15 protein-coding genes and 1 tRNA gene are annotated in these 15062 nt (G+C 69.6%); 6 read left to right on the top strand and 10 right to left on the bottom strand.

The window, feature by feature from the left end:
- Positions 1 to 13 precede the first annotated feature (13 nt).
- Both WKR98_RS25160 and WKR98_RS25155 read right to left on the bottom strand, forming a co-directional pair.
- Complete coding sequence (locus tag WKR98_RS25160) at positions 14 to 1282, bottom strand: MFS transporter (protein ID WP_341434983.1); 1269 nt, start codon at positions 1280 to 1282, stop codon at positions 14 to 16.
- A gap of 23 nt (positions 1283 to 1305) precedes the next feature.
- On the bottom strand, positions 1306 to 2775 hold the full coding sequence (locus WKR98_RS25155) for a carboxylesterase/lipase family protein (protein WP_341434982.1): 1470 nt from the start codon (positions 2773 to 2775) through the stop codon (positions 1306 to 1308).
- Positions 2776 to 2874: 99 nt separating this feature from the next.
- Between WKR98_RS25155 and WKR98_RS25150 the strand changes: the two genes are divergently transcribed.
- From WKR98_RS25150 to WKR98_RS25130, 5 genes are all read left to right on the top strand, one after another.
- The gene (locus WKR98_RS25150) at positions 2875 to 3840 is read left to right on the top strand and encodes a LysR family transcriptional regulator (protein ID WP_341434981.1); all 966 of its coding nucleotides are present in this window, start codon (positions 2875 to 2877) and stop codon (positions 3838 to 3840) included.
- An 80-nt stretch (positions 3841 to 3920) separates the two neighbouring features.
- A tRNA-Arg gene (locus tag WKR98_RS25145) sits at positions 3921 to 3997 on the top strand.
- Positions 3998 to 4184: 187 nt separating this feature from the next.
- On the top strand, positions 4185 to 4388 hold the full coding sequence (locus WKR98_RS25140) for a hypothetical protein (RefSeq protein WP_130359516.1): 204 nt from the start codon (positions 4185 to 4187) through the stop codon (positions 4386 to 4388).
- Between the two features lie 160 nt (positions 4389 to 4548).
- A complete protein-coding gene (locus tag WKR98_RS25135; protein WP_445936159.1) occupies positions 4549 to 5277 on the top strand; it encodes a c-type cytochrome in 729 nt (242 codons plus the stop codon).
- Positions 5274 to 6554, top strand: coding sequence for a c-type cytochrome (locus tag WKR98_RS25130; RefSeq protein ID WP_341434980.1), 1281 nt, complete (start codon positions 5274 to 5276; stop codon positions 6552 to 6554). Before WKR98_RS25135 ends, WKR98_RS25130 begins: the two co-directional genes overlap by 4 nt.
- A gap of 29 nt (positions 6555 to 6583) precedes the next feature.
- On the opposite strand, the gene WKR98_RS25125 is transcribed toward WKR98_RS25130, so the two are convergent.
- From WKR98_RS25125 to WKR98_RS25095, 7 genes are all read right to left on the bottom strand, one after another.
- Positions 6584 to 7018, bottom strand: coding sequence for a nuclear transport factor 2 family protein (locus WKR98_RS25125; protein ID WP_341434979.1), 435 nt, complete (start codon positions 7016 to 7018; stop codon positions 6584 to 6586).
- Positions 7019 to 7050: 32 nt separating this feature from the next.
- Positions 7051 to 8040 carry an NAD(P)H-quinone oxidoreductase gene (locus WKR98_RS25120; RefSeq protein WP_341434978.1) on the bottom strand — a complete coding sequence of 330 codons (990 nt, stop codon included), beginning with the start codon at positions 8038 to 8040 and terminating at the stop codon, positions 7051 to 7053.
- Entirely contained in the window at positions 8037 to 9068 is a 1032-nt protein-coding gene (locus WKR98_RS25115; protein WP_341434977.1) for an alpha-ketoacid dehydrogenase subunit beta, read from the bottom strand. Before WKR98_RS25115 ends, WKR98_RS25120 begins: the two co-directional genes overlap by 4 nt.
- Positions 9061 to 10038, bottom strand: coding sequence for a thiamine pyrophosphate-dependent dehydrogenase E1 component subunit alpha (locus WKR98_RS25110; protein ID WP_341434976.1), 978 nt, complete (start codon positions 10036 to 10038; stop codon positions 9061 to 9063). Before WKR98_RS25110 ends, WKR98_RS25115 begins: the two co-directional genes overlap by 8 nt.
- Entirely contained in the window at positions 10035 to 10814 is a 780-nt protein-coding gene (locus WKR98_RS25105) for an HpcH/HpaI aldolase family protein (protein ID WP_124688884.1), read from the bottom strand. The genes WKR98_RS25110 and WKR98_RS25105 overlap by 4 nt, the downstream gene beginning before the upstream one ends.
- Positions 10815 to 10817: 3 nt before the next feature.
- Positions 10818 to 11792: a Bug family tripartite tricarboxylate transporter substrate binding protein gene (locus WKR98_RS25100; protein ID WP_341434975.1), complete on the bottom strand. Its 975-nt coding sequence runs from the start codon at positions 11790 to 11792 to the stop codon at positions 10818 to 10820.
- Positions 11793 to 11855: 63 nt separating this feature from the next.
- Positions 11856 to 13190 (bottom strand): Rieske 2Fe-2S domain-containing protein, encoded by a 1335-nt coding sequence (locus tag WKR98_RS25095; protein WP_341434974.1) that lies wholly within the window; start codon positions 13188 to 13190, stop codon positions 11856 to 11858.
- Positions 13191 to 13285: 95 nt separating this feature from the next.
- Between WKR98_RS25095 and WKR98_RS25090 the strand changes: the two genes are divergently transcribed.
- The gene (locus tag WKR98_RS25090; RefSeq protein WP_341434973.1) at positions 13286 to 14152 is read left to right on the top strand and encodes an IclR family transcriptional regulator; all 867 of its coding nucleotides are present in this window, start codon (positions 13286 to 13288) and stop codon (positions 14150 to 14152) included.
- On the opposite strand, the gene WKR98_RS25085 is transcribed toward WKR98_RS25090, so the two are convergent.
- Complete coding sequence (locus WKR98_RS25085) at positions 14140 to 15048, bottom strand: DUF72 domain-containing protein (protein ID WP_341434972.1); 909 nt, start codon at positions 15046 to 15048, stop codon at positions 14140 to 14142. The genes WKR98_RS25090 and WKR98_RS25085 overlap by 13 nt on opposite strands.
- Between the last annotated feature and the right edge of the window lie 14 nt (positions 15049 to 15062).

Genomic DNA, 15062 nt, shown 5'->3' with positions numbered 1-15062 from the left:
CGGCGGTCCGGGCTCAGGTGATGGAGGTGGCCTGCACCGGAGCAGGGCCGGCATCCGGGCGCCGGTCCACCCAGGCCAGCGCGGCCAGCACCGCCAGCGCGGCCGCGGCCGGCACGACCGCGGTCAGCACGATGTCCCGGGGGCTCCAGTTCAGCGCCAGCATCAGGCCGCCCAGGGCTGGTCCGACGATGGAGCCTATGCGGCCCGAGGCCGCGGCCCAGCCCACGCCGGTGGTGCGGATCTCCGGCGGGTAGTAGGACACCGCCAGGGCGCTTTGTCCCACGCAGCCGGTGATCAGGCCCGCGCCCATGCCGCCGATCACGGCCAGCACCTGTCCAGGCGCCAGCGCGGCCTGGTTCACGACCAGTATCGAGGCGATCGCGATCAAGGTCGTGATCGCCAGCAGGCGCTTGACGCCCAGCTTCGCCACCAGCGCCATCATCGCCAGGCTGCCCAGCAGGCCGCCCAGGCCGAAGGCGGCCGTCGCGGCCGGCGCCTGCGCGGGACCGAAGCCGAACTCGGCCAGTAGCGTGGGAATCCAGAAGGTCAGGGCATAGGCATCCAGGAAGATCAGGAAGGCGAACAGCCACAGCAGCCAGGTGCGCAGCCGCCAGCGGCGGTCGAACAGCGCCGCCACGCTGCCGCCCTGGGCCGGCCGGGAGGTACGGGTGGCCAGGTCGCGGCCGGGAAGGACCTTCAGGAAGAAGGGCAGCAGCACCAGCGGCAGGATGCCGCCTATCATGAACACGGAGTGCCAGCCGTACTGCCGCATCAAGGGCACGCCAGCCATGCCGCCGATGACGGCGCCCGCCGACAATCCCGCCGCCACCAGCATCGCCGCCGTTTCCTTGTAGCGGGCCGGCGTCGCGCCGGCGGCCACCGATACCGCCACGGGCAGCGCGCCACCCAGGCCTACGGCCGCGACGAAGCGCAGGGCCGCCAGCACGGGCACATCCGGCGACCAGGCGGACAGCAGCGTGCCCAGGCCGAACAGCGCGACGCTCAGGCCGCCCACCGTGCGCTGTCCCCAGCGGCTGGCCAGCGGACCGCAGGCCAGATAGCCCACGACGGCGCCCACGCTGGTGGCGACGAAGGCCGGCGTGAACGCCGCGGGTGGCAAACCCCATTCGCGCGCCAGCGCAGGGGCGACGAAGGCGATGGACGTGGTGTCCAGGCCGTCCAGCAGCACGATCAGGAAGCAGATCGCCACGACGCCGATGCGGGCGAGGCGCGAGCGCGGAGCGTCGCCGGACGTGGCGGCCGATACGGAGGAAGTGTCCATGGTGGTCCTTGCGAAGAAGGGATTCAACGCGGCGCGCGCCGGGCCTGGATGAGGCGGTCGATGTGCAGCACGGCGCCGTCCTGCCCATGGCTGGGCCACGAGGGCAGCGTCGCGCGGTTGGGATCGCCGGTGTGGGCGAACGCCGCGCAGATGTCCTGGAAGCCGCGGCTCAGATCGGCAAGCTCGGCCGGATCGGCACCGGCCACCATGGGCGCGTCCCGCCAGGTGGCCAGGTTGCCGAACAGGAAGGGCAGTTCGATGCAGTGGCAGGCGCCGATGCCCGGCGTGGGCGACTGCCAGTCGAACTGGTAGACGAACGGCGCGCGGCCCTTCGCGGCCAGCGCGCGCGCATAGGCCAGCGTAGGCTCGATGAAATCCAGGCGGGACCGCAGGTCCGTCAGCACCGCGACAGGCGTGCCGGGCGCCCGGCTGGCGCGGGCCTGCTCATACCGCTCGTCACCTGCCTGTCCATAGTGGGCCTGATACACGCCGCGCACGGTGTCCGCCGGCAGGTCGCGCATGACGGCATCGCCCACATGGAACGCGGCATTTTCTTCACGCGTGTAGCCGATGATGGTGTCGCACCACGCGCCCGCGCCGGCCGCCGCCAGCGGTGGAGCGGCGATGACCTCGCCGTCGACCGTCGGCATGAAGGGCGGCGTGACCTCTCCGGGGCTGGCCGGAACGGTCTGCCGCAGTACTTGCAACTGGGCCTTCAGGATGGCGTCCACCGGCAGCCGCGACAGGTTGTCCGGCGTCGCGGCCTCGATCCCCACGGCGCGCGTGAACATATCGGCCACTTCGCGCTTCTGCGCCGGCGTCTGCAAGGTCACGCCCAGCGGCGTGCTCATCATGATGGCGCGGTCGAACAGTTCCGGGCCGTCCGCGCGGGTCTGCAGCGCGGCGATCGAGTACGCGCCCGCCGACTGTCCCGCCACCGTGACGTTGGCCGGATCGCCGCCGAACGCACCGATCGCGCGGCGTATCCACGACAGCGCCGCCATTTGGTCGCGCAGTCCCAGGTTGGCGGGCGCGATCCCGGGAATGGGCAGGAAGCCCAGCACGCCCAGGCGATAGGTGACGTTGACCACGATCATGCCCGTGCGCTCGGCCAGCGCGGCGCCGTCGTAGCAGGGCAGCGATCCGCCACCCGTCATGAAGGCGCCGCCGTGCAGGAACACGAACACCGGCGCGCGGGACGGGCAGTCGATGGGTACCCAGATGTCCAGGTGCAGGCAGTCCTCGTCCTGCCGGGCGGGATAGTCGCCCATGACCTTGGCCAGCCTGGAGGGCAACTGGGGCGGAATGGCCGCGGACGCCGTCGCGTCGAATCGGCCGTTTCCTTCCGCCAGCGGCTGGGGTGGCGCGAAGCGCCGGCCGCCGGTGGGGGGCTGGGCGTAGGGCACGCCCAGGAAACGGACCACCTTGCCCTCGCGGACGCCCAGCAGGCGGCCGTAAGGCGTGTCCACGACGCTTGGATCGTTCGGGTTCATGGCATGGCTCCCCTTTGTGGTGAAGGAAGCGTAGCATCGTGAACTGCCCGATTTCGTTCTGTTATTGGAACGCCAACGTACTGGAAAAGGAACGAATCCATGCGCGGCCTGGACGACATGTACGTGTTCAAGATGGTGGTCGACCATGGCGGCCTGTCGCCCGCCGGACGCCAGATGGGTGTGGCCAAGTCCACGCTGGCACGCAGGCTGTCCGACCTCGAGCGCCGCCTGGGCGCGCCACTCTTCCACCGTGGTCCCAGGCAGTTCGTGCTGACCAGCTTCGGACAGGAGTGCTACCGGCAGTGCGCGCGGGTGGCCGCCGAGGCCGACAGGCTGCTGGCACTGGCCGAACGCCTGCAGGCCGTGCCCACCGGATCCCTGCACGTTATCGCGCCGCCCTACCTGAGCGAGATCGCCGTCGAACAACTGGCCACCGAGTTCGCGCTGGCCCACCCCCACGTGCGGCTCCACTTCGAGGCCAGCGCGCTCATCTTCGACCCGCGCTTCGTTTCGGCCGACCTTGTCATCTACCCCGCGTTCGAAGCGCTGCCCGACGCCGACATCGTCGCGCGCAAACTGATCACCAGCCCCTTCGCCCTGATGGCCAGCCCCGACCTGCCCGGCGTGGACGCCTTGGCCGACCCGTCCGGCCTGGCTGCCATGCCCTGCCTGGGATTCGGGCGCAAGACCACAGAATGGCTGTGGCGGCTCCGGCGCGGCCGGGAAACCAGCGTCGTGCGCTTCGAACCGCGCTTCACCACCTACCACCTGTCGGCGCTGCTGCAGGCGGCGCGCCAGGGCCTGGGCATCGCCGCGCTGCCCCTGGACCTGTGCGCGCAGGAACTGCGCCAGGGCCGGCTGGTACGCGTCCTGGAGGACTGGCTGCCGCCGCCGGTCAACATCTTTGCCGTCTATCCCGGCGGCAGGACCCTGACCACCGCGGCCCGGTCCTTCCTGGACATGCTGGTGCAGCGCCTGCCGGGCGCGGATTTCGACGTCCCGCACACGCCACGGGGCAGGGTGGAGCACCCTGGCAAGAGCGGGCGCGGCAAGCGTTCGGGGTAGGGGGAATGCGCGGTTTGCAGGTTTTTCAGCCCCCGATTTGCAAGCCGAAAAAAGTGTCGCTATAATCTTATTTCTTTGCAGCGCCCGTAGCTCAGTTGGATAGAGTACTTGGCTACGAACCAAGGGGTCGTGGGTTCGAATCCTGCCGGGCGCGCCAGATGTATGAGGGGTTAGCGATAGTAATCGCTAACCCCTTTTTGCATTGCGCGGCTTTTTCTTTCATCCAACGTTCTTGCACGCGTATGCCGGGCATTATGTGATGTCCTTGCGCACGCCGGCCGGAAGGGAAAATCGTCCTCCAGGAACGGCAGTTGCTGCCCGTAGCCTTTCTCGAGGAGGCCGACATGCTGACTATCAACGACGTTCAAGATGCGATGCGAGTCTGGGACGAGGCCCACGTCGCGGTCCACGACTATTTCGGGAACAACGACATCCTTGATCCGCACTGCTGGACGAGGTGGCAGGATCTGGTCGAAACCGAAAACCTGGCGCGTACGCAGGCCCTGACGACCATCAACAGCTATCGGGGATTGGAGCAGGCGAAGTAGGGCGCGCAGGTTCGGTTCAAGAGGACATCCGGTCCATACCAGCCCATGCGACGATCGGTCGCGTCCCGCTCCCCGCGTTTCTTCCACCCACCCGAGTACACTGCTTGTGTCGAAACGCTGCCCAGAGGCACGGCTGCACGCCGCGGCCTCGCTGTGACCCATGCCATTCGTCAACTACAAATACAAAATCCTGGGGGGACTTGCCGCGATGGCCCTGTCGGCGCCGTTGTCGGCTCAGCAGTCCGAGAAGCTCGAGCCGGGCACCATGGCGGGACGCATGGCGGCCTGTACGGCCTGTCATGGCGAGCAGGGCCGCGCCGGGCCCGATGGCTATTACCCCCGCATCGCCGGCAAACCGGCCGACTACCTGTACAACCAGCTCGTCTATTTCCGTGCCGGCCAGCGCCAGTACCGGCCGATGCAGCATCTGCTCGAGAACATGTCGGACGAGTATCTGAAGCAGATCGCCGTGTGGTTCTCCGACCAGCATCCTCCTTATCCCGATCCCAAGCCTTCCCGCCTGCCCGCCGCCACGCTGGAGCATGGCCGGCAACTCGTGATGGAAGGCGATCGCGCGCGCGGAGTGCCCGCCTGCGTGTCCTGTCACGGGCAGGCGCTGTCCGGTGTGCTGCCGGCTGTGCCGGCGCTGCTGGGACTGCCGCATGACTACCTCAGCTCGCAGTTCGGCGCGTGGACCAATGGCCTGCGCAAGGCGATCGCGCCCGATTGCATGGCGGACATCGCGCGTCGCCTGACGCCCGAGGACGTCAGCGCGGTGGCGGGGTGGCTGTCTTCGCAGCCGGTGCGCGAGGTGGCTCCCGCGGCCAGCCTGCCCGAGCCGATGCCGATGGAATGCGGCAGCCAGGTGCATGTGGGGAGCCGGCCATGAACAAGCGTGGATTCATGCTGGGTGTGCTGGCGGTGGCGGTCGCGGCGGTGGGGGCGGTGTTCTGGATGGGGCATCGCGAGTACGACGCGCCGGCTCGGACCGCTGCCGCGGAAGAAGGCGGGCAACAACTAGTGGAGCGCGGACGCTACCTGGCGCGCCTGGGCAATTGCGTGGGATGCCATACCGCGCCGGGCGGCGAGGCCTTTGCCGGCGGCCGTGCGCTGGCGACGCCGTTCGGCACGTTCTATGGCCCGAACCTGACGCCCGATCCGGAGCACGGCCTGGGCAAGTGGAGCGCCGCCGATTTCTGGCGCGCGCTGCATCAGGGCAAGGCGCCGGACGGCAGCCTGTTGTATCCGGCCTTTCCGTATCCCAGCTATCGCCATGTCTCGCGCACGGATGCGGACGCGCTGTTCGCCTATCTGCGGTCGCTGCCACCGGCGGCGCAGGCGAACCGGCCGCACGAGCTCGGGTTTCCCTACGACCAGCGCTGGCTGGTGGCGGTGTGGCGGGCCTTTTATTTCCGGCCGACGTCGGACGAGCCGGCACCGGCGGAGCCGTCCGAGGCCTGGCTGCGTGGACGTTATCTGGTCCAGGGCCTGGCGCATTGCGCGGAGTGCCACACGCCGCGCAACCGCCTGGGCGCGATGGCGCTGGATGCCGGGCTGGCCGGCTCGCTGATCGGCGGGCAGTCCTGGTATGCGCCGCCGTTGACGGGCGATCGCGTGACGGGCCTGGGGGACTGGACCCGGCAGGACATCGTCGATCTGCTCAAGACCGGCATCGCGCCCCGCTCGCATGCGGCGGGGCCGATGGCCGAGGCGGTCCATCAGGGATTCCAGTACGCGAATGACGCCGACCTGGACGCGATGGCGGTCTATCTGAAGTCGCTGCCGGCGGTCGGCACCGATACGGCCTCGGTATCCGGCGCGGCCTCGCCCGCGCTGATGAGCGCGGGCGGCAAGCTGTACGAGCAGCATTGCGCCCAGTGCCACGGCGCCGATGGCCAGGGGCGCTCGCCGGCCTGGCCGCCGCTGGCGGGCAATATCTCGGTGGTTGCCGCGTCGTCGGACAACGCGGTGCACATGGTGTTGTCGGGCGGTTTCGCGCCGGCCACGGCGGGCAATCCGCAGCCGCACGGCATGCCGCCGTTCGGCCAGTTGCTGGGTGACCAGGACGTGGCGGCCGTGGTGTCGTTCATCCGCCAGAGTTGGGGCAACCAGGCCAGCGCCGTCAGCCTGCCCGAGGTGCGCCGGGTGCGCGAGGCTGTGCGCTAGTCAACCCGCGCGCAGCCCCGGTCCGGCGTTCAGCGCGCCGGGCCGGCCTCGAACCGGCGCGTAAGCGTCTGGCTGTCGAATTTCCATCCTTGCCCGGTATGCACGAGTTCCGCCGTGCCGGCCAGCACCATGGCCGGTCCGGCCAGGGGCGCCGCCACGTCGTCCGCGATCTCGCCTGCGTGGCGATACACCGTCAGGTAGTAGGTCGCGCCGGCTGTCGAGGCCGTGGCCGGTTCCACGCGCAGGTTGGTCACGACGTGGGCCACCCGCTGGTTGCGCGGTCGGCGTTCGAGTTCCTCCAGGATGCGGGCATGGCCGCGCAGCGCGGCGCCGGCGCGGTGCCAGACGCCTTCGGGCGTGTACAAGTCCAGCATGCGCGCATAGCGCCAATGGTCGTAGTGATGGAAGAAATCGTGCACCACGCGGCTGCACGCCCACGCGGTTTCCAGTTCGGAGGTCGTCATGGCGGTCGGGTCCTTGGAAGCTTGGGAGGGCATCAGTTCACGGCGAGCACGATCTTGCCGGTGTGGGCGCTGCTTTCCATGCGTTCGTGCGCGCGCACCGTGTCGGTCCATGGGATGACGCTGTCGATGGCGGGCGTGCCTTGTCCGGCCGCCAGTCGCGGCCACCAATGGCGTTCCAGCTCGCGGGCTATGACGGCCTTCTGGGCGACCGAACGGGGCCGCAGCGTGGACCCGGTCAGCGTGGCGCGCTTGCGCAGCAGGGCGGGAATGGGCAGGACCGCCTCGGGGCCGCCCATGAAGGCGATCAGGGCGATGCGGCCGTCCAGCGCCAGGGCCTCGAGGTCGCGGGCGACATAGGGGCCGCCGACCATGTCCAGCACGACGTCGACGCCGCGGTCCTGAGTGAAGGCCAGCGCCTGCCGGACGAAGTCGTCGTTCCGGTAGTCGATCGCCAGGTCGGCGCCCAGCATCCTGCAGAAGGCCGCCTTGTCCGGCGTGCCCACGGTCGTGAGTACACGGGCGCCGAAGGCCTTGGCCATCTGGATGGCGGTGACGCCTATGCCGCTCGAGCCGCCGTGGACCAGCAGGCTTTCGCCGGATTGCAGGCGTGCCCGCACGAACAGGTTGTCCCAGACGGTGAAGCAGGTTTCGGGCAGAGCCGCTGCCTGTTCCAGCGAGAAACCCGCCGGCACCGGCAGGCAGTGTTCGGCCGGGGCGAGGCAATGGCTGGCGTAGCCGCCGCCCGGCGTCAATGCGCAGACCATGTCGCCCGCGCGCCAGCGTTCGACGCCGGGGCCGACGGCGGCGACGCGGCCCGAGACTTCCAGGCCCAGGATGGGCGAGGCGCCCGGAGGCGGCGGATAGCGGCCGATGCGCTGGGCGCAGTCGGGCCGGTTGACGCCGGCGAAAGCGACTTCGATCAGCACCTCGCCCGGACCGGGGGCGGGCACGATGCCCTCGGCCAGTCGCAGGACCCCGGGCGGTCCGCCGTCGCCATGGTCGATGTAGCGCAGTGTGCTCATGGCTGGGCCCTCCTGTCCCGCTGCTCGCCCACGAGTTCGCGCGCGGCCTGGGCGATGCGGCCGGCGTCGGGAATCAGCGCGGCCTGCAAGTGCGGCGCGGCGGGGATGCGGCAGTCGGCCACGCCCAGGCGCCGCACGGGCGCGCGCAGGCGGCCGTACAGTTCGTCCTGCACGCGGGCCGCGATCTCGGCGCCGAAGCCGCCGGTCACGTTGGCTTCGTGCACGACCAGCAGGCGGCCGGTGCGGCCGGCGCTGGCCAGCAGTGTGGGCCAGTCGAAAGGCGCGATCCAGCGCGCGTTGATCACTTCGGCCTCGATGCCTTCGCGCGCCAGTTGCGCGGCCGCCTCCAGCGCCTGGAACAGCATGGCGCCCCAGGCCACCAGGGTGAGATCGCGGCCCGGCCGCGCGACGCGGGCGCCGCAGGCATCCTCGATGGGGCCGCCCAGGCTGACGGGCTGCGGGTCGCCGTGGTACATGGCGCGGTTCTCGATGACCAGGGTCGGGTCGTCGCAGCGGATGGCGGCCAGCAGCATGTCGTAGGCATCCTGCGCGGTAGCCGGGATGCCCACGCGCAGCCCGGGTATGTGGGCGTACAGCGCCTCCAGGTTCTGCGAGTGCTGGGCGCACGAACCGGGCGTGGCGCCCTGCTGGGTGCGCACGGTCAGCGGCGCGGCCAGCCGGCCGGCCGAGACGTAGCGCACGTTGGCGGCCTGGTTCACGAGCTGGTCCATGGCGACCAGGCTGAAATCTATCCACATGATCTCGACCACGGGCCGCAGGCCGCTCATGGCCGCGCCCACCGCCACGCCCAGCATGGCGGTCTCGCTGATGGGAGTGTCGAACACGCGCGCGGCGCCGGCCTGCCGCTGCAGGTCCTTGGTCACGCCGAAGACGCCGCCGGGCTTGCCGACGTCCTCGCCATACAGGACGACCTCGGGCATGTCCTCCAGCGCGCGGGCCAGCGCGGCGTTCACCGCCTTGCCGAAGCTGAGCTGGGCGACCCCCGTGGAAGAAGAGGCTTCAGGCATACAGGTGCTCCATGACGGTGGCCGGATCGGCCAGGGGCGCGGCCAGTGCCGCTTCGGCCGCGCGCGCGATGTCGGCCGCGGCGGCCGCTTCCAGCGCGGCCAGGGTATCGGCCGCCACGCCGTCCGCTTCCAGGCGCTGCCGCAGGCGCGCGATGGGCTCGCGCTGCCGGGCCTCGGCCAGTTCACCGCGCGGCCGGTAGCCTTGCAGGTCGCCGTAATAATGGCCGACCAGCCGTTGGGTCATCATCTCGATCAGGGCCGGGCCTTGTCCCGCGCGGGCGCGCGCCGCGTGATGCGCCACGCAGTCGCGCACGGCGGCGACGTCGTTGCCGTCCACCCGTTCCCCGGGCATGCCGTAGGCGGCGGCCCGCTTGTGCAGTTCGGCATCGCGCACGGTCTCGGCCACTGGAGTCAGTTCCGCGTAGGTGTTGTTCTCGCAGATGAACAGCACCGGCAGATCGCGGTACGCGGCGAAGTTCATCGCCTCGTGGATGGCGCCCTGGTTCATGGCGCCGTCGCCGAAGGCGGTCAGCGCCACGCGTTCCTCGCCGCGCAGCACCGAGGCCAGCGCGGCGCCGCAGGCGATGGGGGCGCCGGCGCCGACGATGGAGTTTTCGCCATAGAAGCCGTGGTCGGCGGCGCTGAACATGGCCGAGCCGCCGCGTCCCCGGCAGACGCCGCTTTCGCGGCCCAGCAGCTCGGCCAGTATTCCCTGCGCCGGCACGCCGCGCGCCAGGGCCCACCCGTGGCCGCGATAAGTGGAGAACACCGGGTCGTCCGCCCGCAGCGCCTGGCACGAGCCCGCATAGATGGCTTCCTGGCCGATGCACAGGTGGATCGACCCCTGGATGGACTGTGCCTTGCGCAGCTCGGTGATTTTTTCCTCGAGCAGGCGGATGTGCAGCATGGTGTCCAGGGCCGCGAGTTCGCGCGCGAACGGCGCGTCGCCGGATGTCGCAACGAGGCTCATCGGACGGCCTGCACGTGCTTGGCGGCCAGCGCGTCGGCGGTGCGCACCAGCAGCGACAGGTCCGAGCCGACGATGACCACGGTGGCGCCGGCCGCGACGTAGCGTTCGCACTCCGGCGAGCCCGCCAGCACGCCGGCCGGCATGCCCAGCGCCACCGCGCGCCGTATTCCTTGTTCGATGGCGTCCACGACCTCGGGATGGTTGGGCTGGCCCATATGCCCCATGTCGGCCGACAGGTCGGTCGGACCGAAGAACACCATGTCCACGCCTTCGACGCGGCAGATCGCATCCAGGTTCGCCATGCCTTCGCGCGTCTCGATCTGCGCCAGCAGGCAGGTTTCCTGCGCGGCGCGCGCATAGTATTCCTTGTCGCGGCCATAGCGCGTGGCGCGCATGGTGCCGCCCAGGCCGCGCACGCCGCCCGCCGGCGGGTAGCGCGTGTAGCGCACCGCGGCGCGGGCCTCGTCCGCGTTCGAGATGTTGGGTACCATCAGCGCCTGCGCGCCCAGGTCCAGGTACTGCTTGAACGAGGCGGGCTCCAGGATGGGGACGCGCACCGTGGCCGCCGTAGGGCCCGAGGCCAGCGCCGCGAACTGGGCATGCAGATGGGGCATGCTCTGGGGCGAATGCTCCAGGTCGAACATGATGAAGTCGAAACCGCTGCCGGCCAGCGCCTCCGCGGTCTGCAAGGCGTTGGAGACACAGAACAGTCCATACTGGGGATGCCCGGACTGGATCAGGCGCTTGAAACGGTTTTGCACGGGGAATGAGGTCATGTCTTACTCCGGTGAAATGCCTGCCTTGCGTTGGACCTCCTGCCAGATCGGCAGGTCGGCCTTCATTTGCGCCGTCATCTCGGCGGGAGTGCTGCCGGTCAGCTCGACACCGCTGCTGCGGAGCTTCTCGCGCAGCGCGGGTTGGCGCAGGATGGCGCGCAGCTCGGTCGACAGCTTGTCGATGATGGGCTGGGGGACGCCGGCCGGCGCGACGATGCCGAACCAGAACGAGGCGTCGAAGCCGGGCACGGTGTCGGCGATGGGCGGGATGTCGGGCGTGCCGCTGGCGCGCGTCTTGCTGGTCACGCCCAGCACCCGCAGCCGGCCGCCGTGGACCAGCGGCAGGGCCGAGGTGCCGGCGTCGAACATCAGCTGGATCTGGCCGCCCACGAGGTCGCTCAGCGCCGGCATGCTGCCCTTGTAGGGAATGTGGACCATGTCCGTGCCGGTCATGGACTTGAACATTTCCGCGGTCAGGTGCAGCGAGCTGCCCGTACCTATCGAACCGAAACTGAGCTTGCCGGGATTGCCGCGGGCATAGGCGATCAGATCGGCCACCGATTTCACCGGCAGGGAGGGATTGACCACCAGGTACAGCGGCGTGGTGAAGGCCAGCGACACCGGCGCGAAATCCTTGAAGGGGTCGTAGGGCAGGTTCTTCTGCGCGGAGATGTTCAGCACGAGGCTGGACAGGCTGCCCAGGAACAGCGTGTAGCCGTCTGGCGCCGACTTGGCCACGAACTCCGCGCCTATCATCTGGCTGGCGCCGGGCTTGTTCTCGACGATCACCGGCTGGCCCAGGCGCTGCGCGAGGTTCAGCGCGATGTCGCGCGCGGCGGTGTCGCCGATGCCGCTGGGCGGGTAGGGCACCACCAGCTTGATCGGTTTGACCGGGTAGTTCTGCGCATGGGCGCCCGGTGCCGCCAGAGCGCAGGACAGCACTGCGCTCGTTGCCGCGAGCAGCTTGAGTAGTCTCATCATCGTCTCCGGAATGGCGGCGCTGTTTTCGCGCCGCTTCATGCTTGAGGGGAAATCAGGGGGTCATCGCGCCTGCTCGACGTAGCCCTGGGGATTGCCGAAGCGCTCGGTCATGACTTCGTCCAGCGCCTTGGACTTGTGCGCGACCCAGCCGCCGGACATCACGGCGTACGCGTCGGGGTGGGACAGCGCCTGGGGCGTCCGGCCCGCCATCTCGTCGCGGATCAGGCCCAGCAGCAGGCGGCGCATGCGCACGATGCCCAGGTCGGTGGGACCGAGGTGTTCGCGCGTGCGGTCGGCGATCGGGCCCTGGCTGTCCTGGATGGCGGCATCCTGTTCGGACACGCCCTGGATGCCGGTGAAACTGTTGTGCTTCTGGTCCTGGCGGTCGATCAGGTAGTCGTTGCGCAGGTTCCGGTGGGGCACGTAGTGCTCGTCCACCTGCGCGTGGATGGTGTGCCCCTGGCGCGCCGCCTCCCGTTCTTCCTCGGTCAGCGGCCGGTCGGGATTCCAGGTATAGGTGTAGATCCAGCACGAGGTGTCGTTCACGGGCACGAAGGTCTGCCCATGGTAGTTCTCGCCGGGGAAGGCGCTGGGCGCCAGCGCGTGATTGGGGACCAGGTAGTGGGCGATGCGCCAGTACAGATCGTCGCCGTCGGCCTTGCGTGCCCCGCCCACCACCAGTCCGGCGGGAAATTCGTCCACCGAGAAGGCCGGCATCGGGTCGTCGCGCACCCACTTGAAGCGGTCGTTGCGCACGGCCTGCGCGCCCAGCGCGGCATGCTTGATCCGTTCCATCACCTCCGCCGCCGCCTCGGCTTCTTCCGTGCCCAACAGCATGTGCAGGAACGAGAAATGGGTCGTGTCCAGCGCGCCCTCGACGCATTGCAGCCAGTTGCAGTCCTGCCATTTCTTGCTGACGTAACGGTGCGAGGGCGGCACCAGGGCGAAGGCCAGCCTGGGCAGCGGCGGCGGCTCGGCGGCCGGCCCCATGTAGGCCCAGACGTATTCGCCCCATTCCCGCGCGGGATAGGACTTCAGGCGGACGCGGTCGCGGTAGGGCGAGTCGGCTGGCATGGTGGGCATGTCCAGGCAGTGTCCGTCCACGTCGAATTTCCAGCCATGGAACACGCAGCGCAGTCCCGCGTGCTCGTTGCGGCCGTAGTAGAGATTGGCGCCGCGGTGCGGACAGACGGGGTCGACCACGCCGATGCGTCCGTCGCTGTCGCGAAAGGCCAGCAGGTCCTCGCCCAGTACCTTGATGCGCTTGGGCGGACAGTCCGGCTCCGGCAGTTCCTCGGACAGCAGCACCGGCACCCAGAACTGGCGCAACAGGCGGCCGGCGGGGGTGTCGGGGCCGGAACGGGTGATCAGTTCGTTGTCTTCCGCGCTCAGCATGATGGTGCCGTCTCCTTGGTGTGCGTGCCGGAAGTGTCGTGCCGTGCGGGAAATCGCTGGTAGGGAAGTTCGGATATTTTGAATAGCATTCTGCAATGCAGAATACGGAACAGACTCTGACCACCATGTCCCGCAACCCCTACCAGATCGACGAGGAGCCCAGCGACATCGAGTTCGATGCCTACGAGGCGCACGAGGGCGATCGGCTGTTCGCCTCCACGCTGGCCCGGGGGATGCAGATCCTGCGCTGCTTCACGCCGCTCGAGCCGGCGCTGGGCAACAAGGAGCTGGCGCGGCGCACCGGCCTGTCGCCCCCGACCATCTCGCGCTTCACCTATACGCTGGTGAAGCTGGGCTACCTGCGGCCCGACACGCTGTCGGGCAAGTACCGCCTGGCGCCGGGCGTGGTATCGCTGGGCTATCCGCTGCTGGCTTCGCTCACCTTGCGCCAGCTGGCCCGTCCGCTGATGAACGTGCTGGCCGAGTCGATGAACTGCTCGGTGTCGATGGGCATACGCGACCGCCTCAGCATCGTCTACGTGGAGACGAGCCGCATCACGAGTGCCTTCGCGCCGCAGCTCTCGGACATCGGCCTGCGCTTTCCCATCGTCTCGACCGCCATCGGCCATGCCTTCATCTCGGGGTGCGAGCCTGCCGAACGGCAGAAACTGCTGAACGAGATCCGGGTCAAGACCCCGCGCATGTGGACCGAGCACCAGGACCACGCCGCCCGGTCGGTCGCGGCCTTCGCCAAGAAGGGTTTTTGCAGCGTCTATGGCGAACAGCATCCCGACCACTATGCCGTGGGCGTGCCCATGGGCCGGCTGCGCGACGGCGAGCTGATCGTGTTCAACGCCGTCATCCCGCGTTTTCGCGCGTCGCGGCAGAGCGTGGAGGAGGGGCTGGCGCCCAGGCTGATGGAGATGGTGGCGCAGGTGCGCCGCAGCAGCTACGCCGTCTGACGGGGCCGCCGCCCCAGCGTGTCGTCGAACGCCGCCGCGTTGCGCACGCCCTGGTCCTCGAAGTTGGTGTTGAACAGCACGTGGACGTTGGCCGCGGCCTGCGTGAGCTTGCGCACCAGCTCGGCGATGCGCGCCAGTTCCTCGGGCGTGTATTCGTAGACGAAGCGGCCCGACGAGGCGGCAAGGCCCCGGCGGTTCCAGGCCTGGCTGTTGCGCCCGTGCAGGCGCACCACCGCCAGGTCGGGGCGCGTGGCCGCCCAGACGGCGGGCACGCTGTTCACGTACTGGTCGGGGCTGTCGACCACGGTGTGGGCCGCGCCCAGTTCGCGCAGCAGGGCCAGCGTGCCGGATCGGCCCGCCGGGTCCAGCCAGCCGCGATGGCGGAATTCCACCGCATGGACCTGGTCCTCCATGCGCCGCGCGCAGGCGCGCACCAGCGCGCGGCCGGCGGCGTTGTTGCGCACCCGGGGCGCGTACTGGAAATGGACCGCCGCCAGCTGGCCGCTCTGGCGCAGCGGCTCCAGGCCTTGCAGGAAACGGCTCCAGAGTTCGTCGCGCAACTCGCCCGGCAGGGTGGCATGGTCGACGATGCGGGCCTCGGGCGGGAGTTCCGCGCCGATGTCCGCCGGCAGCGCCGCGGCCGGCGTCAGGTGTCCCGTGAACAGCCGGAAGGCCTTCAGGTGGAAGACGAAATCCGGCGGCGTGCGCCGGGTCCACAGGTAGGCCGTGCGTGCGTCCGGCAGGCGGTAGTAGCTGCTGTCCACCTCGACCAGCGGGAAGCGCGAGGCATAGAAGCGCAGCCGGTCCTCGGCCGTGCGGGCCGAGGCGGGATAGAAGCGGCCGCAGGCCAGCAGGGTGGGATCGGTCCAGGACGAGGTGCCGACGCGCACGGTCATGGCGGGAAATCCGG

Source organism: Pigmentiphaga sp. YJ18 (assembly GCF_038066655.1).
Taxonomy (GTDB): domain Bacteria; phylum Pseudomonadota; class Gammaproteobacteria; order Burkholderiales; family Burkholderiaceae_B; genus Pigmentiphaga.
This window is presented reverse-complemented; position numbering and strand designations above follow the sequence as displayed.